Here is a 21,878-nt window from a genome sequence, read left to right as displayed (position 1 = left end):
ATGGATACGCTTAGTCAATTGTTCGGAGAGTGCCAGCAATGGCTCTTCGAAACGGCGATTCAGCCCGCGCTGTTCCACCTGGGCATGAGCAACTTCATCGAGGACGGCTACGACGCCACCATGTGGCTGCTGGTCGGCCTGTTGCAGATCGTCGTGCTGGTCCTGGTGTTCGGCCCCCTGCAGCGCCTGCGCCCCGTGGAGGCGGTCACCGACCGCCGCCAGATCGGCATCGACGTGCTGTACACGCTGATCCACCGGCTGGGCGCGTTCCGGCTGCTGCTGTTCTTCACCATCGACCCGTTGTGGGACAGCGTGTTCGGCCAGTTGCACGTCTGGGGCTTCGCGCCGTTCCAGTTGGACCAGTACTGGCCCGGCGTCACGGACAAGGCCTGGGTCAGTCTGATCATCTATCTGCTGCTGTTCGATGCGGTGGATTACTTCTACCACCGCGCCCAGCATCGTTTCGGCTGGCTTTGGGCGCTGCATGCGGTGCACCACAGCCAGCGCCAGATGACCATCTGGAGCGACGACCGCAACCACCTGCTGGACGACATGCTGCGCGATGTGCTGGTGGTGTTCGTGTCGCAGCTGGTGGGCGTGCCGCCCGCGCAGTTCGTCATGGTGGTGGCCATCACCCAGCTGGCGCAGAGCTTCTCGCACGCCAACCTGCGCATGCATTTCGGCGCGCTGGGCGAGCGGCTGCTGGTCAGCCCGCGCTTTCACCGGCACCACCATTCCATCGCCTATGACGCCTCCACGCCGGGCCCGGTGGGCGGCTACAACTTTGCCGCGCTGTTTCCCATCTGGGACGTGCTGTTCCGCACCGCCCGTTTCGGCGTGGGCTATGGCCCCACGGGGATCCATGACCAGCAGGCGGAGCTGGGCGGACGCGATTACGGCCGGGGCTTCTGGTCGCAGCAGTGGCTGGGCTTGAAGCGCATGGTGGGCCGCGACCGCGAACCCGCCGCGACGCCGCCGGCGCCTCCAGCCTCGGCGGAGCATGCCTGAAATCGGCCCGACCTCGGAACCCGCGCATGAAAAACGAGCCCGCCGGGCTCGTTTTTTTTGGGGCGCGTGGGGATTACCGTTTCAGGGCTGCGCGTCGTGCGTGGTTTCCCGCTTGATCTCGCCGTGCCGGCGTTCCATTTCCTGGCGCAGTTCGCGGCGCAGCCGGGCGGCTTCCATGCGTTGCTTCTCTTCCAGGTTGCGCGGTTCCAGCGGCGGCACCGCGGTCGGCGCGCCCTGTTCGTCCACGGCCACCATCGTGAAGTAGCAGCTGTTGGTGTGGCGCACGAGCTTCTTGCGGATGTCCTCGGTGACGACCTTGATGCCGATTTCCATCGAGGTGCGGCCGGTGTAGTTCACGGCCGCCAGAAAGGTCACCAGCTCGCCCACATGAATGGGTTCGCGGAACACCACCTGGTCCACGGACAGGGTCACCACATATTGGCCGGCGTACCGGCTGGCACAGGCGTAAGCCACCTGGTCCAGGTACTTGAGGATGGTTCCGCCGTGCACATTCCCCGAGAAATTCGCCATGTCCGGCGTCATCAGGATGGTCATCGACAATTGGTGGCTAAAGGCTTCGTCCATGGCGGGCGTTCAATCTCGGATAAAACACCTATGGTAGCGGCAGGCGCCTGTCATGGCTGCGTCTTTTCAGTGTCTTCCGGTGGGGTTTCCGCCGCTTCTTCCGGCGGGACGTCCCGCAGCAGGGCAGGCGGCGTCCACAATCCGTCCAGCAGCGCGGGCTCGGGCGCATAGACCCGCAGCAGCACGCTGACCGCTCCGGCGGCGGGCAGGGGCAGCCAGTTGGACTGTTCCTCGGGCGCGGGCGGCGCATGGCTGATACGCAGGTCGAGCGAACCGTCGGCGTTGTAGCGCAGCGGATCGCGGTCGCCCAGCGCATGACGGTTCAGCGGATTGGCTAACGGCATGCCTTGCGCGTCGTAGGCCGCCAGCGACCACAGCGCCGCGGCGGGCGGCAACTGGCCGCTGGCGAAATGCAGCGTGTAGCCGTGCGCGCCGTCCAGCGGCGCGCCCTGGCTGTCGGCGGCCAGCAGCAGCACGCTCAGGTCTTCAGGCAGGCCGGCGCCCGGCTGCGCCTGCGCCGCCAGGGCGCGCCGCAGGTAGGAATTGCCGTAGACGCCGATGCTGGCGGTTTCCTGGTGCCAGCCGTTCACGTTGCGCACCGTGCCGCCGGCCGCCGCGGTCATCCGCTCGCGCGCCGCCCGCAGGCCGCGGCGCAAGCCCTGTTTGGCGGGATGGTCGAGCTGGGCGAAGTCGAACGGCCGGCCGGCAATCAGCCCGGAGCCGCGCAGCCTGGCCAGTATGGGCTGATCGGTGGGATGCGGCGGGTTCTTGCGCAGCAGCTCGGCCGCATATTCGAAGTAGGCGTCGGTCGGCATGGACTCGACCTGCTCGAGCACCGGGATGCGCAGATTCAGGGAAGGGTCGGATTTCACCCGCTGGGCCTGTGCGGGCAGGTTCCATTGCGCCAGCGGCGTCAGCACAAAGCCATCCTGCAGGGCGTGGACCGCGGGATAGTCGGCCTGGCCGTCCGCCTGGATCAGGTTCTTGGCCCAAACATGGGCGGTGGGCGCGTCGATGCGGGCCATGCCCGAGGGCAGCACGCCGTTCCAGCCTGGCGGCACGATCACCGTATTGCCCTTGGCCGTGCCGGTGCTGCGCTTGCCCAGCGTGGCGAACACGTCGGTCCACATATCCAGCAGCGTCAGCGTGTAAAGCCGGCCCCGGGTATCCGGCACCGACAGCACCACCGGCCCGGAAGTCAGGTCCAGCCAGCCGACGCTGCGCAGCATGTCCGGATTGGCCCAGGGCGTGGCCGCGCCCGGCTGCGGCAGCGCGCGCCCATGCAGAAAGGTGTTGGCCGGCGCGCCCTCGGCGCCGCGGGACGGATGGGTGAACTGGCGGCGGGTCAGGTCCATCGTGACCAGCGGGTAGAAATAGAGATAGCCTTCCATGCCCGCCTGGTGGGCGGCTTCGGTGGCGGCCGCCGCCGGGGTCAGCGCGGCCGGGGCCGCGCGGATGAGCGTGGCAGGCGCGAGCGTGGCGGTGATGGACAGGGCCAGGGCAACAAGGCGGCGCATCGGCGCTCCTACGGTCATGCGGGGAACAGGTGGAAGGCTGGCGGCGTGGCGTCCCCGAATCGGGAGCTTGTGGGCCAGTCCAGGCAGCCGGGAATGGTAGCAGCCGCCAGATCATCCAAAATCTGCGAAAAAGCCTGATTTGGCGGCCAAATTTCAGACATAAGGACGATCCCCTTGGGGCCGGATGCCATGGCGCGCCCGCCGCGCAAAGCCTATACTTGGGAAATGTCCTTGGAAGTCGTAGGGCTTTTTGCTTCGGCGGGCTGACGGCTTTCTTCATTTCACCAGGAGAGGAGTGTTTCATGGTCAACATGAATCGCCGCCAGTTCTTCAAGGTGACCGGTGCGACGCTGGCAGGCTCCAGCCTGGCTTTGCTGGGGGCAGCCCCCGGCACGGCCATGGCCGAAGTCCGCCAGTACAAGCTTGCGCGCATGACTGAAACGCGCAACACCTGTCCCTACTGTTCGGTCGCCTGTGGTCTGCTGATGTACGGCTTGGGCGACGGCTCCAAGAACGCCCGTGCCAGCATCATGCACATCGAAGGCGACCCCGACCACCCCGTCAACCGCGGCACGCTCTGTCCGAAGGGCGCGGCCCTGATCGACTTCATCCACAGCCCCAACCGCCTCAAGTACCCGGAATACCGGGCGCCGGGTTCGGACAAGTGGGTACGGATGTCGTGGGACGACGCCCTGACCCGCATCACCAAGCTCATGAAGGCGGACCGCGACGCGAACTTCGTCGAGAAGACCGCGGACGGCAAGACCGTCAACCGGTGGCTGACCACCGGCATGCTGGCGGCCTCGGCAAGCAGCAACGAGGTCGGCTACATCACGCACAAGACTGTGCGCAGCATGGGGATACTGGCATTCGATAACCAAGCCCGTGTCTGACATGGCCCGACGGTGGCAGGTCTTGCCCCGACGTTTGGCCGTGGAGCGATGACGAACCATTGGGTCGACATCAAGAACGCGGACGTAGTACTGATCATGGGCGGCAATGCCGCCGAGGCCCACCCTTGCGGGTTCAAATGGGTCACGGAAGCAAAAGCCCACAACAAGGCGAAGCTGATCGTCGTGGATCCGCGCTTCACGCGTTCGGCATCCGTGGCGGACTTCTACGCGCCCATACGCACCGGCACCGACATCATTTTCCTGGGCGGCGTCATCAAGTACCTGCTGGATAACGACAAGATCCAGCACGAGTATGTGCGCAACTACACGGACTTTTCCTTCATCGTGCGCGAAGACTTCGCGTTCGACGCAGGCCTGTACTCCGGCTACGACGCCGAGAAGCGCAGCTACAACAAGTCCAGTTGGGACTACGAGCGCGGCGACGACGGCTACGTCAAGACGGACCCGACGCTGGCGCATCCGCGCTCCGTGTACCAGCTGCTGAAGAAGCACTACTCGCGCTACACCGAAGACATGGTCGAGCGCGTCTGCGGCACGCCCAAGGACAAGTTCCTGAAAGTGTGCGAGATGCTGGCGTCCACCGCCACCACCAACCGCGCCGCGACCATCCTCTACGCGCTGGGCTGGACGCAGCACTCCATCGGGTCGCAGATCATCCGCACGGGCGCGATGGTGCAGCTGCTGCTGGGCAACATCGGCATTGCCGGCGGCGGCATGAACGCGCTGCGCGGGCACTCGAACATCCAGGGCCTGACCGACCTGGGCCTGATGTCGAACCTGCTGCCCGGCTACATGACCCTGCCCAACGAGCCCGAACAGGACTACGGCAAGTACATCGAGTCGCGCACGCAGAAACCCCTGCGGCCCAACCAGCTTAGCTACTGGCAGAACTACAGCAAGTTCCACGTGAGCCTGATGAAGGCCTGGTGGGGCAAGTCCGCCACGGCTGAAAACAACTGGGCGTTCGACTACCTGCCCAAGCTGGACAAGCTCTACGACATGCTGCAGGTCTACGAGCTCATGTTCCAGGGCAAGATGAACGGCTACATCGCCCAGGGCTTCAACCCCCTGGCGGCCGCGCCCAACAAGGCCAAGCTGAACGCCAGCTTCGCCAATCTGAAGTTCCTGGTCATCATGGACCCGCTGGTCACCGAGACCTCCGAGTTCTGGCGCAACGCGGGCGAAGCCAACGATGTGGATCCGACCAAGATCCAGACCGAGGTCTTCCGCCTGCCGACCACCTGTTTCGCCGAGGAAGACGGCACGCTGGTGAACTCCGGCCGCTGGCTGCAATGGCACTGGAAGGGCGCCGAGCCTCCGGGCGAGGCCAAGAGCGACATCGAGATCATGGCGCTGCTCTTCACGCGCCTGCGCAAGATGTACCAGGACGAGGGCGGCAAGTATCCCGACCCCATCGTCAATCTGTCCTGGCCGTATTCCAATCCGCAGAATCCCACCGCGGAAGAGCTGGCCAAGGAATACACGGGCAAGGCATTGGTGGATCTGGCCGATCCCAAGGATGCTTCCAAGGTCACCCGCAAGGCTGGCGAGCAATTGGCCGGCTTCGCGGAACTGCGCGACGATGGCTCCACCATCAGCGGCTGTTGGATCTTCGCCGGCGCCTGGGGCCCTACCGGCAACTTGATGGCGCGGCGCGATAACAGCGACCCGACCGGCATCGGCCAGACCCTGAACTGGGCCTGGGCGTGGCCGGCCAACCGCCGCATCCTGTACAACCGTGCCTCCTGTGACGTGGCGGGCAAGCCGTTCGACCCGCGCCGCAGCCTCATCTCGTGGAACGGCAAGAACTGGACCGGCGCCGACATCCCCGACTTCAAGGGCGACGAAAATCCCGATGGCGGCATGGGGCCGTTCATCATGAACCCCGAGGGCGTGGCGCGCTTCTTCGCGCGGGCGGGCATGGCCGAAGGGCCGTTCCCCGAGCACTACGAACCCTTCGAGACGCCGCTGGGCTACAACCCGCTGTATCCGAAGGCCAAGGGGGTCACCAGCAATCCTGCCGCGCGGGTCTTCAAGGACGACCTGGCCGCGATGGGCACGGTGGACAAGTTCCCCTACGTGGCCACGACCTACCGCCTGACGGAGCACTTCCACTACTGGACCAAGCACGTCCGCATCAACGCGATCCTCCAGCCGGAGCAGTTCGTCGAGATCGGCGAGGCGCTGGCCAAGGAATTGGGCATCGCCAACGGGTCGCGCGTGAAGGTGTCGTCCAACCGCGGCTACATCAAGGCGGTGGCGCTGGTCACCAAGCGCCTGCGCGCGCTGACCATCGAGGGCAAGACGGTGCACCACGTCGGCATCCCCATCCACTGGGGCTTCGTGGGCCTGGCCAAACCCGGCTTCCTCACCAACACCCTGACGCCGTTCGTGGGCGACGGGAATTCCCAGACGCCGGAATTCAAGTCGTTCCTGGTGCAGGTAGAGAAGGCCTAAGGAGACCGACATGTCCATGCAATCCCTAGACATCAAGCGGCGCTCCGCCACCACCACGCCGCCGCCCGGCATCCGCGAGCCCGTCACGGGCTCGGTGGCCAAGCTGATCGACGTCTCCAAGTGCATCGGCTGCAAGGCCTGCCAAAGCGCCTGTATGGAATGGAACGATCTGCGCGACGAGATCGGCACCAACGTGGGCGTCTACGACAATCCGGCCGACCTGACCGAGCATTCCTGGACGGTCATGCGCTTCTCCGAATACGAGAATCCGCAGGGCGACCTGGAATGGCTGATCCGCAAGGACGGCTGCATGCACTGCGAGGACCCGGGCTGCCTGAAGGCCTGTCCCTCGCCGGGCGCCATCATCCAGTACAACAACGGCATCGTGGATTTCCACGAGGAAAGCTGTATCGGTTGCGGCTACTGCATCACCGGCTGTCCGTTCAACGTGCCGCGCATCTCCAAGAAGGACCACAAGGCGTACAAGTGCACCCTGTGTTCCGACCGCGTGGCCGTCGGCCAGGAGCCTGCCTGCGTCAAGGCCTGTCCCACCGGCGCCATCGTCTTCGGCACCAAGGAAGACATGACGCAGCATGCCGAGGAACGGATCGTCGACCTCAAGTCGCGCGGCTTCGACAAAGCGGGCCTGTACGACCCGCAGGGCGTGGGCGGCACCCACGTCATGTATGTGCTGCATCACGCCGACCAGCCCGGGCTGTATCACGGGCTGCCCAAGGACCCGCAGATCAGCCCCATGGTTTCGCTATGGAAGGGGCTGGCCAAACCCGTGGGCGTGGCCGTGATGGCCCTGACCGCGCTGGCGGGCTTCTTCCACTACGCCCGCGTAGGCCGCAACGAGGTGTCCGAGGAAGACGAACGCCGTGCCGAAGAGGAGGTGCGCCATGAGTGAAGACCGCCATCACCGCCGGATCAAGCGCTATACGCCGGGCGAGCGCACCAACCACTGGATCATCGCTTTCACGTTCATCCTGTTGGCGCTGTCCGGACTGGCGCTGTTCCACCCGTCCATGTACTGGCTGAGCAACCTGTTCGGGGGCGGACCCTGGACGCGCATCCTGCATCCCTTCATCGGGGTGGTGATGTTCGCCTGCTTTGTCGTGTTCGCCGGCCACATGTGGCGGCACAACCTCATGACGAAGGCCGACCGCCAGTGGATGCGGCAACTGAACGACGTGGTCGAGAACCGCGAGGAAAAGCTGCCCGAAGTCGGCAAGTACAACGCCGGCCAGAAGCTGCTGTTCTACGTGCTGATCCTGTGCATGCTGGGCCTGTTCGTCAGCGGCATCGTGATCTGGCGCGAGTACTTCGCGTTCTACTTCCCGATCTGGGTCATCCGCGCCGCCTCGGTGCTGCATGCTGTCAGCGCGCTGGTGCTGATCTGCGCCATCATCGTGCACATCTACGCGGCGATCTGGGTCAAGGGTTCGCTGACCGCGATGCTGCGAGGCTATGTCACGGCGGGTTGGGCGTGGAAGCATCACCGCGCCTGGTTCCGGGAGCAAATCCGGAAATAAAGCTGGCGGGACGCGCCTGGTAGGCGCATCCCGCTTGCTCTGCGGCAAATGGGCCTCTACCGGCCCTCACGCACCCGCCCAACGGCTGCTATCCTTCTCATTGAAGGCTGGCAGCCGTGTTTTTTTATCTGGAGACGCAAGTGCAGCGAATTCTTCCGCGCGGCGAGATCGAAGCGCTAGACCATAACCGCATTCCCCAAGTCAGCTTGCCGGACCGCGGATCTATTTTCGCCACGCGCGCGGCGCGCCTGCGGCAACTGGCGGCGGATAGCCCGGTGGCCGACTACCTGCTGCTGATGGCGCATCTGGTCGACGCCCAGCACCGTGCCTTGCAGAATTGCGCGGCGCCTTCGGCCTCCGAAGAGCGTATTTCGCTGGCGCAGGCGCATGGCATGCCGCCCTTGCAAGCGGTGGGCTGGCCGCGCGATCCCTTGTGGCGCAGCATCCTGGGCCAACTGCTTGACCATGTCGCCAGCGCCAAGGACGTGCCGGCCGAAGCCATCGACGTCTGCGCCGGCCTGCGCCGCGCGCTGGCCGAGGATCCGGAGTCGCTGGAGGACCTGGCCGAAGCCGTGCTGTCCGAACAGGACCAGGGCGTGGACGGCGCCGCGGCGCCCTTCGTGATGGCGGCCCTGCAAGTCTATTGGACCGACCTGGCCAGCCGCTTCGACGAAAAGCAGTTGCCGGTAGCCAGCCCCTTCGGCGTCTGTCCGGTGTGCGCCAGCCTGCCGGTGGCCAGCGTGGTGCGCGTGGGCGGGCAGTTCGAAGGCTACCGCTACCTGTGCTGCAGCCTGTGCGCGACCCAGTGGCACATGGTGCGGGTGAAGTGCTCGCACTGCGAAGACGTGGAGTCGGTGGCGTATCAGGCCATCGAGGGCCGCACGCCCGCCATCAAGGCGGAAACCTGCGACCACTGCCACACCTACCGCAAGATCTTCTACCAGGACAAGGACCTGCAGGTGGAGCCCGTGGCCGACGACCTGGCCAGCCTGATGCTGGACGTGCTGGTCGGCGAGGCCGGCTATTCGCGGGCCAGCGGCAATCCGTTGCTGTGGCACGGATCGGAGCCGGCGCCGGATCAGGGAGCGGAGCAGTAATGGCTGCGCAAGCGCCCGAAGGCGGGATGGCCGCGGTATCGGAGATTCCTGCACTGGACCGGCTGCTGAATGCGCCCGCGCTGCGCGCCGCGCTGGATGAGCATGGCCGCACGCAGGTGGTGGCGGCCTTGCGCCGCGACCTGGACGCGATGCGCCAACGCGCGCTGGCCGGCGGGCTGCCGCGCCAGGAACTCGACGCCGGCGCCGTGGCGGCGCGCGTGGCTGCGGCATTGGCCCGGTTGGCCGAGCCGAAGCTGCGGGCCGTGTACAACCTGACTGGCACGGTGCTGCACACCAATCTGGGCCGCGCGCTGCTGCCCGACGAGGCGGTGGCCTCGGTGCTGCGCGCGCTCACCACCCCCGCCAACCTGGAATTCGACCTGGACACCGGCGGGCGCGGCGACCGCGACGACCTGATCGACGAGCTGCTGTGCGAGCTGACGGGGGCGGAGGCTGCCACCGTCGTCAACAACAACGCCGCCGCCGTGCTGCTGATGCTGAACGCCCTGGCCGACCGCCGCGAAGCCGTGGTGTCCCGCGGTGAACTGGTCGAGATCGGCGGCGCGTTCCGCATCCCCGACATCATGAAGCGCGCCGGGGCCAAACTGGTGGAAGTCGGCACCACCAACCGCACCCATGCCGCCGATTACGAAAACGCCATCGGCCCGCGCACGGCCATGTTGATGAAGGTGCATTGCAGCAACTATGCGGTCACCGGCTTCACCAAGAGCGTGAGCGTGGCCGAGGTTGCGGCGCTGGCGCATGCGCGCGGCCTGCCGGCCACCGTGGACCTGGGCAGCGGCACGCTGGTCGACCTGACACAGTTCGGCCTGCCCAAGGAAGACACCGTGCGCGAGACCATCGCGGCCGGCGCGGACCTGGTGACTTTCAGCGGCGACAAATTGCTGGGCGGCCCGCAGGCCGGCCTGCTGGTGGGCCGCAAGGACCTGATCCGCAAGATCAAGAAGAACCCGCTCAAGCGCGCCCTGCGCGTCAGCAAGCTGACGCTGGCGGCGCTGGAGCCGGTGCTGGGCCTGTACCGCGCACCCGAATTCCTGGCCCAGCGGCTGACCACGCTGCGCTTGCTGACCCGTCCGCAGCGCGACATCCAGCCGCAGGCTGAACGCCTGCGCGGTGTTCTGGCACACGCGGCGGGGGAACACTACGCGGTCGAAGCCGTGCCCATGTTCAGCCAGATCGGCAGCGGCGCCTTGCCGGTGGATCAACTGCCCAGTTACGGCCTGGCCCTGCGCTACACCGGCGGCGGCCGCGCCGGGCGGCACCTGGACAAGCTGGAGACGCGACTGCGCCGCCTGCCGGTGCCCGTCATCGGCCGCATCGCCGACGACGCCCTGTGGCTGGACCTGCGCTGCCTGGAAGCGCGCGACGAAGCAGCCTTCGCCGCGCAGCTGGCGCAATTGGCGGAGCAGGCATGATCATCGGCACCGCCGGCCATATCGACCACGGCAAGACCACGCTGGTGCGGGCGCTGACCGGCGTCGATACCGACCGGCTCAAGGAAGAGAAGGCGCGCGGGATTTCCATCGAACTGGGTTATGCCTACACGCCCTTGCCCAATGGCGACGTGCTGGGCTTTATCGACGTACCCGGACACGAGAAGCTCGTGCACACCATGGCGGCCGGCGCCAGCGGCATCGATTTCGGCCTGCTGGTGGTGGCGGCGGATGACGGCGTCATGCCGCAGACGCGCGAACACCTGGCGATCCTGGCTTTGCTGGGCGTGGCGCGCGGCGCGGTGGCGTTGACCAAGACCGACCGCGCCGACGTCGCGCGCCAGCAGGCGGTGCGTGCTGAAATCGCTGAACTGGCTGCCGGAACCTTTCTGCAGGACGCGCCGCTGTACGCCGTGTGCGCGTCGCAGCCGGACGACGCGGGCGTGGCGGAACTGCAAGCCTATTTGCACGCCGAGGCCCAAGCCCTGCGCCAGCGCGACAGCGCGGGCCTGTTCAGATTGGCCGTCGACCGCGTGTTCACCCTGGCCGGCCACGGCACGGTGGTGACCGGCACGGCCCATGCCGGGCTGGTGCGCGCCGGTGACGATGCTGCCGACCTGCGCCTGATGCCCGCCGGCACACGCGTGCGCGTGCGCAGCATCCATGCCCAGAACCAGCCCAGCGAAACCGGCGCCGCCGGCCAGCGCTGCGCCTTGAATCTCGCGGGCATGGACAAGAACGCGATCGCGCGCGGCGACTGGATCGCGGACGCGCGCTGTTTCCTGCCGTCGCGCCATGTCGACGTGGCGCTGACGCTGCTGGCGTCCGCGGATGCGCCGGTGCGCGCCTGGGCGCCGCTGCATGTGCACATTGGCGCGGCGCGCCATGTGGCGCATGCCGTGCCGCTGAGCGCGGAATCGCTGGCGCCCGGACAGGCCGGCTGGGTCCAGCTGGTGTTCGACGAGCCCGTCTGCGTCATGCCGGGCGACCGCTATATCGTGCGCAATGCGCAGGCCACGCGCACGGTCGGCGGCGGCCGGGTGCTGGATCCGAACGGCCCGGACCGCAAGCGCCGTTCCGCCGCCCGCATGCAGTGGCTGCAAGCGCTGTCAGCCATGCTGGACGGTGCCGGCCTGCACCCGGTGCTGCAACATGCCGCGCTGGGGCTGGACGAAGATGCCTTGCAGCGCCTGACAGGCAAGCCGGTGCGGGATATCCCCGCGCCGCACGGGGCGCAGTGGCTGGAGGCGCGCACCCCGCAGGCGCCGCGCACCCTGATCCTGTCGGCGCACTGGGATGCGTTGCGTGCGCGCTTGGAGCAGGCTTTGGCGACGTTCCACCAGGGCGCGCCGGACGAACCAGGCCCGGACGGCCCGCGCCTGCGCCGCATGGCCATGCCCGTCGGCCCGGACGGGTTGTGGTTCGCCGTGCTGGACAACCTGCAGCGCGACGGCCGCATCGTGCGCAACGGCCCCTGGCTGCATCTGCCCGGCCATACCGCGATCCTGGCGCCCGAGGAAGCGGCGCTGGCCGCAAGGGTGCTGCCCTTGCTGGCGGCCGGCGCCTTCGACCCGCCCTGGGTGCGGGATATGGCCCGCACACTGAGCGAGTCCGAGGACCGCGTGCGGCAGCTGTTGCGCAAGCTGCTGCGGCGCGGCGAGGTCGCCCAGGTGGTGAAGGATCTGTTCTACCACCGCGATCAGGTGGCGGCGCTGGCTGCCTTGGCGGCAGACCTCGCGGCGCGGCCGGCGGGGCTGAACGCCGCGGTGTTCCGCGACGCCACGGACTTGGGCAGAAAACGCGCGATTCAGATCCTGGAATTTTTTGACCGCGTGGGATATACGCGGCGTTTGCGCGACACGCACGTGTTGCGCCATGAAAGCGCCTACGGCAGCACGCGCCAGGCGCAGTAACCGGTATCATGGGCGGCCACCACGGAAGGCATTCGTGCCCGGTGGCACGGCTGGGCTTCAAACCCAGTTGGGGACGTCAGACGTTCCCAGGTAGGTTCGACTCCTGCTGCCTTCCGCCATGCTTCGCTTAGCACCCTAGGCCCGCAGCATCGCCGTCACCACGCCGCCCACGCGGTCCGATTTCCAGTCCAGCTGCCCCAGGTGCCAATATCGGACGGATCCGCCGCGGTCCACCAGATAGTTCGCGGGCAGGCCGACCGCATCCCATTGCTTGGACGCCGTGCTGTTCCTGTCGTGCAGCACGGTGCCCGCGACCGGCCACTTCGCCAGAAAGGTGCTGATCTTGGCCGGCGAATCGCCCACGTTCACCGCCACCAGGCGCAGGCCTTCCTCGCGATGGCGCTTGGCCATGGCGGACATGATGGGGATTTCATCGCGGCACGGTTCGCACGAGGTGGCCCAGAAGCTGACGATGACCACATTACCGCGCCAGGCCGAGAGTTTTTTCTCGCGGCCGGAGAGATCGGGCAGAGCCAGGGACGGGGTGGGCGCGGTCCAGGGCGCCCAGTCCGGGCCAGTGGCTTTCTTGAGCGCATCGTCGCTGGCGGCCCGGGCATACCAGGGCAGCGCCGCCAGAGACAGGCCGGACTGCAGGAGTAGGCGGCGGCTGATCATGGCGGGTCCCCGGGGTGGACAGTGGATGGACTCAGAGGGAGAGAGGCTTGGCGCTGAGCTTGTAGCTGAAGCTGTCGGGATCCAGGCTGTCCAGCCTGCCGGCCGAGGTTTCCCCGTTGGGATACATCAGGAAGGGCACGGGCCCATGGGCGGCGCCGGGCAGGACCACGTCGTGGCCGTGGTTATAGGCCACCCAGTTCATCTCCCAGGCGCCGAACAGCATGACACGCGCGGCGCGCACCTTGGCGTCGGTCAACGGCAGTTCGCCGGGGGGCTCTTCCAGCATGACCTTGCGCACGTCGGCGGGGTCCACCGGCACCCAGCCGTAACCGGCGGCATAGAACTCGGCGCGGCAGTGCTGCGCCTTGGTGACGTCGCCCGCCTTGCCCAGGCTTTTGTAGCCGAACTCGGAGTTCGCCACGCGCAGGCCATAGGCGTCGCGCGCGGGAATGCCGGCGGCGCGGGCCAGCGCGACGAATAGCGAGTTGATGTCGGCGCACTTGCCGTTGAGGTCGTTGGCCGTGAGCATGTAGCGCACGTCGCCCACGCCGCAGCCGCGGGTGGACGCGGTCCTGCAGGTGTTCTCGACCACCCATTCGTAGATGGCGCGGGCCTGGGCCAGATCGCCGCGATGGCCGCGCGTGATGCGGTCGGCGGTGCTCTTGACGATGCCATCGGTGGGCAGCAGCGCGGTGGGCTGGAGGAATTCGCGCAGCGCGGCCGCGCTTTCCTGGGGAGCGCCGGCCGAGGGCGGCTGGCTCAGGTCCACGCGCCGGTTGCGGGTCTGGAAGCGGCTGGTGACCGTGACCCGGCGCGGCGCTTGCGCATCCGGCCATTGCACGGCCAGCATCTGCACACCGTAGCCGGGAGCCTGGGTCAGTTGGGCGACGCCGCTGCCGCTGACCTGCCAGGCGCTCTGCGCGCCGCGTTGGTAGGCGGTGTCCGCGGCATAGGGAACGGGGATCCAGATGCGCGCGTGGGCGCCGGGATCCTGCACAGTGATATCGGTGATCAGTTCAAAGGCGCGCCATCCGGCGCTGACGGGGGCGAGTTCCGCGCGCGCCACGCCTGGCAGTGTCGCGTTGACGGCGCACAAGGCGCCCGAGAAACGGAGAAAGTGTCGGCGATCCATGTAGCCCTCACTCACGGTGAAGATTGGCTGTCGGTGCGCCCGGGGCCGGGCGGCCGTCCGTTGCTGCGTGCTGCCGGATCATCATAGGGCCAATCCCGGGGGCGGTGCTATCCTTTTCCTCTGACCAACGGAGATTCAGATGACCACCCAGGATGTTGCCAGCGCGGCGGTGCCGCGATTGACTTCGCTTTCGCACGGCGGCGGCTGTGGCTGCAAGATCGCGCCGGGCGTATTGTCCGAGCTGCTCAAGCGCTTCGGCCCGGCGGTCAGCTACCCCGATCTGCTGGTGGGCACCGAGACGGCCGACGACGCGGCGGTCTACCGGCTGAACGATGAACAGGCGCTCATCGCCACCACCGACTTTTTCATGCCCATCGTGGACGACCCCTACGATTTCGGCCGCATCGCTGCGACCAACGCGCTGTCGGACGTGTATGCGATGGGCGGCACGCCCATCATGGCGCTGGCCATCGTGGGCATGCCCATCAACGTGCTGCCGCACAGCGTCATCGCCGACATCCTGCGCGGCGGCGAAGCCGTCTGCAAGGACGCTGGCATTCCGGTGGCGGGCGGCCATAGCATCGACTCCGTCGAACCCATCTACGGCCTGGCGGCGATGGGCCTGGTGCATCCCGCGCGCATCAAGCGCAATGCCGATGCGCGTGCCGGAGACGTGCTGATCCTGGGCAAGGCGCTGGGCGTGGGCATCCTGTCGGCCGCGCTGAAGAAGAACCGGCTTGACGACGCGGGCTACCGCGCCATGATCACCGAGACCACGCGCCTGAACCGGCCGGGCCCGGCGCTGGGCGCGATGGATGGCGTGCACGCCATCACTGACGTGACCGGCTTCGGCCTGTTGGGTCATACGCTGGAAATGGCGCGCGGCGCGCAACTGACGGCGCATGTGCGTCGCGATGCGCTGCCCTGGCTGCCCGGCGTGCAAGCCTTCGCGGCGGACGGCGTCATCACCGGCGCGTCCGGCCGCAACTGGGCGTCCTATGGCGCTTCCGTGCGCCTGGGCGAGGGCGTGACTGACACCGAGCGGGCCTTGCTGACCGATCCGCAGACCGCGGGCGGGCTGCTGGTGGCCTGCTCGCCGGACGCCGCGCAGGCGGTGCTGGACCTGTTCCGCCAGCACGGCTTCGAGCAGGCGGCCGTCATTGGCGACATGCGCGCGGGCGAGCCCGAAGTGCGCGTAGCCTGAAACGCGCGAGCCGCGCTAGCGCTTCTGGCCTGCGCGGCCCAGCTCCTGCACCTGGTAATTGATTTGCCAGTGCAGCAGCGGCGCGTAGGCGTTCAGCCGCACCTGTTCTTCCCATTGCTCGGCGCTGGCGTCCTGTTCTTCTCCCAGCGCCAGCCCCGACGGACCTGCCCAGGGCAGGATGCGGCCGGGCTTGTCCGGCCGGAATACCCCTTCATCGGTCAACAGCACGTGCCTGTTGTTGAAACCGAAGCACCAGGCCGGATCGGGCCGCGTGGCCAGCAGGTCGCAGCCGCTGCGGAAGTAGGGTGTATTCGGCAGGCTCAGGTGGTACAGCGTGGGCAGGATGTCCTTGTGGCTGCCCACGCGCGCCGGATCGTAGCGCGCCTGCGCCCGGTACGCCGGCGGCACATACAGGTAGAACGGTACCGCGCGCGCCAGCGCCGCGTCCTTCGGATCCTGATAGTCGATGCCCAGGATGTTGTGGTCGCCGGTTACGGCGACGATGGTCCGCGACCCGCTGTCCGAGGCCTTCAGGCGCGTGAGGAAGCCGCCCAACTGGTCGTTGGCGTAGCGCAGGGTGTCGAACGCCGCCGCCAGTGCATCCCAGGCCTTGAAGTAGGGCAGGCCAGCCACATCGTCCAGGGGCAGGCCGCCGCGCTGGCCGCCCTCGGGCACGATGAACGGGGGATGGTGGGTGGTCGACAAGGCCACGATGAATAGCGGCTGGCCGTCCCGGCTGCCTTGCGCCAGCCGCTCCTCGATGTAGCGGAACATGTACTCGTCGGGCACGCCCCAGGTTCCCGTCCGGGCTTGGGGATAGCGCGCCCTGAGGGTTTGCTGGTCCACGAATTCGTGCGCGCCCAGCTGGGTGGCGAAGACGCCGAGGTTGCGCCAGGTAGCGGCGCCGGACGTGACGAAGAGGACCCGGTAGCCGCGTTGCAGAAAGGGCGTGAAGGCATTGCTGGCGAAAGGCGTGTCCGCCGCCGAGGATTGGCCGACCGCCGCAATCGGGCTGCGCACCAGCAGCAGGCTCAATGATTCGATGGTGCCGTTGCCTTCGGCCACGAAGCGCTCGAATACCCAGTCCTCGCGCCAGTGCGGGCGCAGCGCGCCGAGCAGATCGCGGCCGGGACGGTCATAAGCGTTCAGATGCGCGCCCATGCTCTCCATGACCTGCAACACCACGTGCGGCGGCTGCGCGGCTGCCGTCGGGTTGGATCCGGTGGCGGCCATGAAGGGCCGCAGGCCGTCGTCCGGCCAGCCCAGGAAGCGCTCGTAGAGCAGGCGTCCCTCGCGCGCGGTGACGGGTTCGAAACGCTTGTCGTTGCCGCGGTCCGACAGCGCCCAGGAAAAGGCCGAGACGCCATTGGGCGCGATGTCGTTGAGCAGGCGCAGCGACGAGATGCTGGTGTCGTCCTTGTTGAGCGGGAACCTGCCCAATGAGCCCCTGCAGGCCAGCACGGTGATGCCGATGATCAGCGCGAACAGGAACAGGCTGGGCACGAATGCGCGGCGCTTGAGCGGCAGGCGCTGCACCCGGCTGCGCCAGCGGCGGCCGAGCCACCAGGTGCCTGCCAGCACCGCAGCCAGCAGCAGGCCGGCCTGCCCCAGCGGGTAGCCATGCCAGAGAGTCATCAGGATGGCGTGGGTATCGTCGTCGACCAGGCCGAACACGAAGATGTCGATCGACCGCGAGAACGTGGCGAAGTAGAAGACGCTGACGATGGTGATGGCGGCGAACAGCGTCGCCATGGCCGCGCCCAGCCCCGGCAGATAGCGGTGCCAGCGTTGTTGCAGGCCGGGCTGGGCAGCGGCGGCCATGGACAGCAAGAGCAGCGCCGAATAGGCGATGCTGGCGACCTTGATGTCGAACAGCAGCCCGGTTGCCAGGCTGCGCCGCACGTCCTGGGGCAGCGCGTCATATGTGCCGGGCGCGGCATAGCGCAGCAGCAGGTAGCCGCGCCCGGCGCTTTGCGCCAGCACGCTGATCAGCCACGGGGCCAGCAGGATCAGGAAGGAACGCTGAAAATTGGCGAACCAGTCTTGCCATCCCGGCGTCGGACGGAAAAGCCTTGTCAACATCTTGGGAGCGGGATTACGGACCAGCGCCGCAATCTACTGGAACAGCCGTCCCAAGTTATGAAGATCTGTATGGATTTTGTAGCGCGGAGCTGAAGTTGCCTATGCGGTCAGTTCACGCGCCGTGGCCTCGGCCTGTTCCATCAGCCAGCGCGTGACGACTTCCGCGTCCGGCGTGGCGCGGCGTGTATTGCGCACCAGCCAGTAGGCGTGCTCGGTGGCGCTGGCGGCCTGGCCGCCGACGGCCTCCAGGCGCTTGTCCGCAAGCATGGGCGCGATCAGCGCCAGCCGTCCCAGCGCGATGCCGTGGCCTGCCAGCGCGGCGTGCACGATCTGGTCGTACTGATTGAAGCGCAGCATGCCCCGGGTGGGCATGCGGCCCAGACCGCGCGCGTTCAGCCATTCCGACCATTGCAGCCAGGGGCGCGTCGGGTCGTCGAATTCCAGCAGCACGTGGCGCTGCAGCTCCTCGGCATCCAGCATGCGGGTCTTGAGCGAGGGGTGGGCCACCGGCACTACCGCCTCGCCGAACAGCCAGGCCGCATTGTCCGGCACGCCGTCGCGCAGGCTGTAGCGGATGGCGATGTCCACGCTTTCGCGGTCGATGTCGATCAACCGGTTGTCGGCCGCCACGCGCACGTCGATATGCGGATGCGCCGCCTGGAAGTCTCCCAGCCGCGGCAGCAGCCACAGCGAGGCCACGCCTATGGTCGTGGTCACGGTGACGGGGGTACGGCGCTCGGGCGCGCGCAGCTGCTCGGTCAGGTCGCCCAGCTGGCTCAGCCACACGTCGGCCATGCGGAACAGTTGCGCGCCTTCGGAGGTGAATGACACGCTGCGGAATCCGCGCACCAGCAGGGGCACGCCCAGGTGGGTCTCCAGCGCCCGGATCTGGCGGCTCACGGCCGACTGGGTCACATGCAGATCCTGCGCGGCCAGCGTGATGCTCATGCGGCGGCCCACGGCCACGAAACCTCGGACCAGATCAAGCGGCGGGAGTTTGGCCAGCGGATATGGCATTCGTGAAACTCATGCGTATCGGACGGAAATGTCGCTTGAGCAATAGTACCTCCAGGGCGTCCAATAGCACTCAGACGACGGGTGAAGGGGCGCAGCCCCGCAATCCGCCGCGATCGCCGCCGCCGCGGCCCAGGGGTACGCCATGATCCAGGTATGTTGCACTGCGGGAATGTCATTCCGCTTGGCCGGCGGCTCGACTATGCTGCTCAAGCACGCCTCGGGCGTCCGCATCGTGTGTCACGCCGGCACCTTGTGGCTGTCCGAGTACCGGCGCTTCGATGACAGCGTGCTTCAAGCCGGTGATTCCATCACCGTCGGCAGCGATCGCGATGTCGTTCTCAGCGGCCTGCCGGATGCGCAGGTCGCGCTAATTTCGTAGCCCCCGGAGCCCTTGTGATGACTGCGCCCCTGCCCGACACGCCCCGCATCGAGATGTGGTTCGATTTCGCCAGCCCATACAGCTATCTGGCGATCGAACGCATCGACGCCCTGGCGCAAGAGGCCGGGGTCCGGGTCGACCTGCGTCCCTTCCTGCTGGGTCCGATCTTCCAGGCCCAGGGCTGGAACGACACGCCGTTCCGGCTGTTTCCGGGCAAGGGCGCCTACATGATGCGCGACATTGCCCGCCTGGCCGAAAAGTACGGCCTGGTCTACAACCGTCCCCGCTTGTTTCCGCGCATGAGCGTGCTGCCCGCGCGCATTGCGCTGCTGGGTCAGGACGAACCCTGGGGCCGCGATTTCTGCGTGGCGGTGTTCCGCGCCAATTTCCAGCACGACCTGGATATCCAGTCCGAAGACGTGGTGCACGGGCTGCTGACGGACCTGGGGCTGGATGCCGCTGCCCTGATCGCCCGCGGTAAGTCCGAAGCCGCCAAGGAGGCGCTGCGCCGCCAGGTCGACCAGGCGCGCAACCTGGGCCTGTTCGGCGCGCCCACTTTCTTTGTCGACGGCGAGATGTTCTGGGGCAACGACCGTCTCGAAGATGCGCTGGAATGGACCCGCCGCGTGGCGCCCGCCAGCGCCTGGAACTCATCGGCCGCGCGTCCCTGAACGCTGCCCAAGCAAGTTTTTTCGTCAACGCGACTTCAGCAATGAAAAACGCCAGCAGTGCCTATCGCGGCGCGCCCATGCCGGGCGGCCGTTCGTTCACGCAATTCCGGGCCGCGCGCATCCGGCGCGTGTCGTTCCAGTGGAAACAGGCGGCCGAGGCCGGCACGCCGGACAAGGGCAGTCCGCAAGGCGGCCCGCGGGGCCGCTAGGGCCCCGCGCGAAACGCCGGCAGGGTCAGGTCAGCCCTTGCTGACGGGCGCCACCCGCGCCCACTCCTCGTCCGAATACAGCCGTGAACGCAGCAGGAAGCGCTTGCCTTCCGCGCTGTCCAGCGAGAAGGCGCCGCCCCGGCCGGGCACGGCGTCGATGATGAGCTGGGTGTGCTCCCAATAGGCGAACTGGTCCTCGCCCATGTAGAACGGGCAGCCTTCCAGTTCGCCCAGCAGCACGTCCGAACCCCCCACCATGAATTCGCCCTGGGCGTAGCACATGGGCGAACTGCCGTCGCAGCAGCCGCCGGACTGGTGGAACATCAGCGGGCCATGCTTGGCCCGCAATGTCTCGATCAGGCTGCGCGCCTCGTCGGTGGCGACCACGCGCGGCGTTTGCTCTGCCATGTCAGGCTCCTTTGAGGCGCGCCGGGCCTCGCGGCCCGGCGCCGGAACACAAGCAGGTCAGAAGAAACCCAGCTTCTTCGGCGAGTAGCTCACCAGCAGGTTCTTGGTCTGCTGATAGTGGTTGAGCATCATCTTGTGGTTCTCGCGCCCGATGCCGGACTGCTTGTAGCCGCCAAACGCCGCATGCGCCGGATAGGCGTGATAGCAGTTGGTCCACACGCGGCCCGCCTTGATGGCGCGCCCCATGCGATAGCAGGTGTTGGCGTCGCGCGACCACACGCCCGCGCCCAGGCCGTAGAGCGTGTCGTTGGCCAGGGCCAGCGCGTCGTCGGCGTCCTTGAAGGTCGTCACGGCCACCACCGGCCCGAAGATCTCCTCCTGGAACACGCGCATCTTGTTGTGGCCCTTGAACACCGTGGGCTGCACGTAATAGCCGCCTTCCAGCGCGCCCTGCATCTGCGCGCGCGAGCCGCCGGCCAGCACGTCGGCGCCTTCCTGCTTGCCGATGTCCAGATACGACAGGATCTTCTCCAGCTGTTCGGTGGAGGCCTGCGCGCCCAGCATGGTGTCCGCGTCCAGCGGATTGCCTTGCTTGATCTCGGCCACGCGCTTCAAGGCGCGCTCCATGAACTTGTCGTACAGCGATTCCTGGATCAGCGCGCGGCTGGGGCAGGTGCAGACTTCGCCCTGGTTCAGCGCGAACATGACGAAGCCTTCGACCGCCTTGTCGAGGAAATCGTCGTCCTGCGCGGCCACATCGGCGAAGAAGATGTTGGGCGACTTGCCGCCCAGCTCCAGCGTGACGGGAATGATGTTCTGCGAGGCGTACTGCATGATGAGCCGGCCGGTGGTGGTTTCGCCGGTGAAGGCGATCTTGGCGATGCGCTTGTTGGAGGCCAGCGGCTTGCCGGCTTCCAGGCCGAAACCCGTCACCACATTCAAGACGCCCGGGGGCAGGATGTCGCCGATCAGTTCCATCAGCAGCAGGATGCCCAGCGGCGTCTGTTCGGCCGGCTTGAGCACCACGCAGTTGCCCGCGGCCAGCGCCGGCGCAAGTTTCCACGCCGCCATCAGGATGGGGAAGTTCCACGGGATGATCTGGCCGACCACGCCCAGCGGTTCGTTGAAGTGGTAGGCCACCGTGTCGCTGTCGATCTCGGACAGCCCGCCTTCCTGGCTGCGGATGCAAGAGGCGAAGTAGCGGAAGTGGTCGATCGCCAGCGGGATGTCGGCGGCGCGCGCTTCGCGGATGGGCTTGCCATTGTCCCAGGTCTCGGCCGTGGCCAGGCGCTCCAGGTTCGCCTCCATGACATCGGCGATCTGCATCAGCATGTGGGCGCGCTGGGCGGCCGGCGTGGCCCCCCACTTGGGTGCGGCGCGATGCGCGGCGTCCAGCGCCAGTTCGATGTCGCGCTCCTTCGAGCGGGCATTGCGGGTCAGCACCTGGCCCGTGACCGGCGTGACGTTGTCGAAGTATTCGCCGTCGGCGGGCTTCTGCCATTTGCCGTCGATGAAATTGTCGTACTGCGTCTTCAGGTCCAGGCGCGTGCCGTAGGTGTCGGGGGTGATGCGGGTCGCGATGTCCATGCTTGTCTCCGGTATTGTGGGATAGCGGCAGTGG

The 21,878-nt window shown here is 67.2% G+C and carries 19 protein-coding genes and 1 tRNA gene; 12 read left to right on the top strand and 8 right to left on the bottom strand.

The annotated features are described in order from the left end of the window. Nucleotides 1-1,008, top strand: coding sequence for a sterol desaturase family protein (locus FOC84_RS11265; protein ID WP_173144492.1), 1,008 nt, complete (start codon nucleotides 1-3; stop codon nucleotides 1,006-1,008). A gap of 81 nt (nucleotides 1,009-1,089) precedes the next feature. Here FOC84_RS11265 and FOC84_RS11260 read toward each other — a convergent pair whose 3' ends face one another. Continuing rightward, nucleotides 1,090-1,593, bottom strand: a complete 504-nt coding sequence (locus FOC84_RS11260) for an acyl-CoA thioesterase (protein WP_059377136.1) — start codon at nucleotides 1,591-1,593, stop codon at nucleotides 1,090-1,092. 50 nt (nucleotides 1,594-1,643) lie between these two features. After that, nucleotides 1,644-3,110 (bottom strand): DUF1254 domain-containing protein, encoded by a 1,467-nt coding sequence (locus FOC84_RS11255; RefSeq protein ID WP_173144491.1) that lies wholly within the window; start codon nucleotides 3,108-3,110, stop codon nucleotides 1,644-1,646. A gap of 302 nt (nucleotides 3,111-3,412) precedes the next feature. Here FOC84_RS11255 and fdnG point away from each other — a divergent pair, with 302 nt between their 5' ends. The 7 genes from fdnG (at nucleotide 3,413) to FOC84_RS11220 (ending at nucleotide 12,599) form a co-directional block, all read left to right on the top strand. Then, on the top strand, nucleotides 3,413-6,481 hold the full coding sequence (gene fdnG, locus FOC84_RS11250; RefSeq protein ID WP_173144490.1) for a formate dehydrogenase-N subunit alpha: 3,069 nt from the start codon (nucleotides 3,413-3,415) through the stop codon (nucleotides 6,479-6,481). A 10-nt stretch (nucleotides 6,482-6,491) separates the two neighbouring features. Continuing rightward, a complete protein-coding gene (fdxH, locus tag FOC84_RS11245) occupies nucleotides 6,492-7,391 on the top strand; it encodes a formate dehydrogenase subunit beta (RefSeq protein ID WP_173144489.1) in 900 nt (299 codons plus the stop codon). Then, nucleotides 7,384-8,016, top strand: a complete 633-nt coding sequence (locus FOC84_RS11240) for a formate dehydrogenase subunit gamma (RefSeq protein WP_173144488.1) — start codon at nucleotides 7,384-7,386, stop codon at nucleotides 8,014-8,016. The genes fdxH and FOC84_RS11240 overlap by 8 nt, the downstream gene beginning before the upstream one ends. A gap of 140 nt (nucleotides 8,017-8,156) precedes the next feature. After that, complete coding sequence (gene fdhE / locus FOC84_RS11235; protein WP_173144487.1) at nucleotides 8,157-9,113, top strand: formate dehydrogenase accessory protein FdhE; 957 nt, start codon at nucleotides 8,157-8,159, stop codon at nucleotides 9,111-9,113. Continuing rightward, on the top strand, nucleotides 9,113-10,549 hold the full coding sequence (gene selA, locus FOC84_RS11230) for an L-seryl-tRNA(Sec) selenium transferase (protein WP_173144486.1): 1,437 nt from the start codon (nucleotides 9,113-9,115) through the stop codon (nucleotides 10,547-10,549). Before fdhE ends, selA begins: the two co-directional genes overlap by 1 nt. Next, complete coding sequence (selB, locus tag FOC84_RS11225) at nucleotides 10,546-12,480, top strand: selenocysteine-specific translation elongation factor (protein ID WP_173144485.1); 1,935 nt, start codon at nucleotides 10,546-10,548, stop codon at nucleotides 12,478-12,480. Before selA ends, selB begins: the two co-directional genes overlap by 4 nt. Nucleotides 12,481-12,503: 23 nt before the next feature. Beyond that, nucleotides 12,504-12,599: transfer RNA gene (locus FOC84_RS11220), tRNA-Sec, on the top strand. A 16-nt stretch (nucleotides 12,600-12,615) separates the two neighbouring features. Here the strand turns inward: FOC84_RS11220 and FOC84_RS11215 are convergent. After that, nucleotides 12,616-13,155 carry a TlpA disulfide reductase family protein gene (locus FOC84_RS11215; RefSeq protein ID WP_173144484.1) on the bottom strand — a complete coding sequence of 180 codons (540 nt, stop codon included), beginning with the start codon at nucleotides 13,153-13,155 and terminating at the stop codon, nucleotides 12,616-12,618. Between the two features lie 31 nt (nucleotides 13,156-13,186). Then, nucleotides 13,187-14,287 carry a transglutaminase-like domain-containing protein gene (locus FOC84_RS11210; protein ID WP_173144483.1) on the bottom strand — a complete coding sequence of 367 codons (1,101 nt, stop codon included), beginning with the start codon at nucleotides 14,285-14,287 and terminating at the stop codon, nucleotides 13,187-13,189. A 139-nt stretch (nucleotides 14,288-14,426) separates the two neighbouring features. Between FOC84_RS11210 and selD the strand changes: the two genes are divergently transcribed. After that, on the top strand, nucleotides 14,427-15,491 hold the full coding sequence (selD, locus tag FOC84_RS11205; protein WP_173144482.1) for a selenide, water dikinase SelD: 1,065 nt from the start codon (nucleotides 14,427-14,429) through the stop codon (nucleotides 15,489-15,491). Between the two features lie 15 nt (nucleotides 15,492-15,506). Here selD and FOC84_RS11200 read toward each other — a convergent pair whose 3' ends face one another. Then, nucleotides 15,507-17,573, bottom strand: coding sequence for an LTA synthase family protein (locus tag FOC84_RS11200; RefSeq protein WP_173144481.1), 2,067 nt, complete (start codon nucleotides 17,571-17,573; stop codon nucleotides 15,507-15,509). A gap of 99 nt (nucleotides 17,574-17,672) precedes the next feature. Continuing rightward, the gene (locus FOC84_RS11195; RefSeq protein WP_173144480.1) at nucleotides 17,673-18,590 is read right to left on the bottom strand and encodes a LysR substrate-binding domain-containing protein; all 918 of its coding nucleotides are present in this window, start codon (nucleotides 18,588-18,590) and stop codon (nucleotides 17,673-17,675) included. Between the two features lie 169 nt (nucleotides 18,591-18,759). Here FOC84_RS11195 and FOC84_RS11190 point away from each other — a divergent pair, with 169 nt between their 5' ends. Genes FOC84_RS11190 through FOC84_RS11180 form a run of 3 tightly spaced genes read left to right on the top strand, consistent with a single transcriptional unit; the run spans nucleotide 18,760 to nucleotide 19,849 of the window. Then, a complete protein-coding gene (locus FOC84_RS11190; protein ID WP_082401069.1) occupies nucleotides 18,760-18,969 on the top strand; it encodes a DUF2917 domain-containing protein in 210 nt (69 codons plus the stop codon). Between the two features lie 17 nt (nucleotides 18,970-18,986). Then, a complete protein-coding gene (locus FOC84_RS11185; protein WP_173144479.1) occupies nucleotides 18,987-19,640 on the top strand; it encodes a 2-hydroxychromene-2-carboxylate isomerase in 654 nt (217 codons plus the stop codon). 41 nt (nucleotides 19,641-19,681) lie between these two features. Beyond that, complete coding sequence (locus tag FOC84_RS11180) at nucleotides 19,682-19,849, top strand: hypothetical protein (protein WP_173144478.1); 168 nt, start codon at nucleotides 19,682-19,684, stop codon at nucleotides 19,847-19,849. A gap of 30 nt (nucleotides 19,850-19,879) precedes the next feature. On the opposite strand, the gene FOC84_RS11175 is transcribed toward FOC84_RS11180, so the two are convergent. Together FOC84_RS11175 and adh are read right to left on the bottom strand one after the other, a co-directional pair. Beyond that, the gene (locus tag FOC84_RS11175) at nucleotides 19,880-20,257 is read right to left on the bottom strand and encodes a DUF779 domain-containing protein (protein WP_054455269.1); all 378 of its coding nucleotides are present in this window, start codon (nucleotides 20,255-20,257) and stop codon (nucleotides 19,880-19,882) included. Between the two features lie 57 nt (nucleotides 20,258-20,314). Next, nucleotides 20,315-21,844, bottom strand: coding sequence for an aldehyde dehydrogenase (adh, locus tag FOC84_RS11170; protein ID WP_173144477.1), 1,530 nt, complete (start codon nucleotides 21,842-21,844; stop codon nucleotides 20,315-20,317). Nucleotides 21,845-21,878 lie beyond the last annotated feature (34 nt).

Origin of the sequence: Achromobacter pestifer, assembly GCF_013267355.1 — a bacterium.
In the GTDB taxonomy this organism is placed as follows: Bacteria; Pseudomonadota; Gammaproteobacteria; order Burkholderiales; family Burkholderiaceae_B; genus Achromobacter; species Achromobacter pestifer_A.
Note: the sequence above shows the minus strand (reverse complement) of the source record. Positions and strands in the feature narration are given on the sequence as shown.

Coding starts and splice junctions, on each gene's coding strand:
- FOC84_RS11265 (WP_173144492.1), top strand. CDS start 1: ATGGATACGCTTAGTCAATTGTTCGGAGAGTGCCAGCAATGGCTCTTC.
- FOC84_RS11260 (WP_059377136.1), bottom strand. CDS start 1,593: ATGGACGAAGCCTTTAGCCACCAATTGTCGATGACCATCCTGATGACG.
- FOC84_RS11255 (WP_173144491.1), bottom strand. CDS start 3,110: ATGCGCCGCCTTGTTGCCCTGGCCCTGTCCATCACCGCCACGCTCGCG.
- fdxH (WP_173144489.1), top strand. CDS start 6,492: ATGTCCATGCAATCCCTAGACATCAAGCGGCGCTCCGCCACCACCACG.
- FOC84_RS11240 (WP_173144488.1), top strand. CDS start 7,384: ATGAGTGAAGACCGCCATCACCGCCGGATCAAGCGCTATACGCCGGGC.
- selA (WP_173144486.1), top strand. CDS start 9,113: ATGGCTGCGCAAGCGCCCGAAGGCGGGATGGCCGCGGTATCGGAGATT.
- selB (WP_173144485.1), top strand. CDS start 10,546: ATGATCATCGGCACCGCCGGCCATATCGACCACGGCAAGACCACGCTG.
- FOC84_RS11215 (WP_173144484.1), bottom strand. CDS start 13,155: ATGATCAGCCGCCGCCTACTCCTGCAGTCCGGCCTGTCTCTGGCGGCG.
- FOC84_RS11210 (WP_173144483.1), bottom strand. CDS start 14,287: ATGGATCGCCGACACTTTCTCCGTTTCTCGGGCGCCTTGTGCGCCGTC.
- selD (WP_173144482.1), top strand. CDS start 14,427: ATGACCACCCAGGATGTTGCCAGCGCGGCGGTGCCGCGATTGACTTCG.
- FOC84_RS11200 (WP_173144481.1), bottom strand. CDS start 17,573: ATGTTGACAAGGCTTTTCCGTCCGACGCCGGGATGGCAAGACTGGTTC.
- FOC84_RS11195 (WP_173144480.1), bottom strand. CDS start 18,590: ATGCCATATCCGCTGGCCAAACTCCCGCCGCTTGATCTGGTCCGAGGT.
- FOC84_RS11190 (WP_082401069.1), top strand. CDS start 18,760: ATGTCATTCCGCTTGGCCGGCGGCTCGACTATGCTGCTCAAGCACGCC.
- FOC84_RS11185 (WP_173144479.1), top strand. CDS start 18,987: ATGACTGCGCCCCTGCCCGACACGCCCCGCATCGAGATGTGGTTCGAT.
- FOC84_RS11180 (WP_173144478.1), top strand. CDS start 19,682: ATGAAAAACGCCAGCAGTGCCTATCGCGGCGCGCCCATGCCGGGCGGC.
- FOC84_RS11175 (WP_054455269.1), bottom strand. CDS start 20,257: ATGGCAGAGCAAACGCCGCGCGTGGTCGCCACCGACGAGGCGCGCAGC.
- adh (WP_173144477.1), bottom strand. CDS start 21,844: ATGGACATCGCGACCCGCATCACCCCCGACACCTACGGCACGCGCCTG.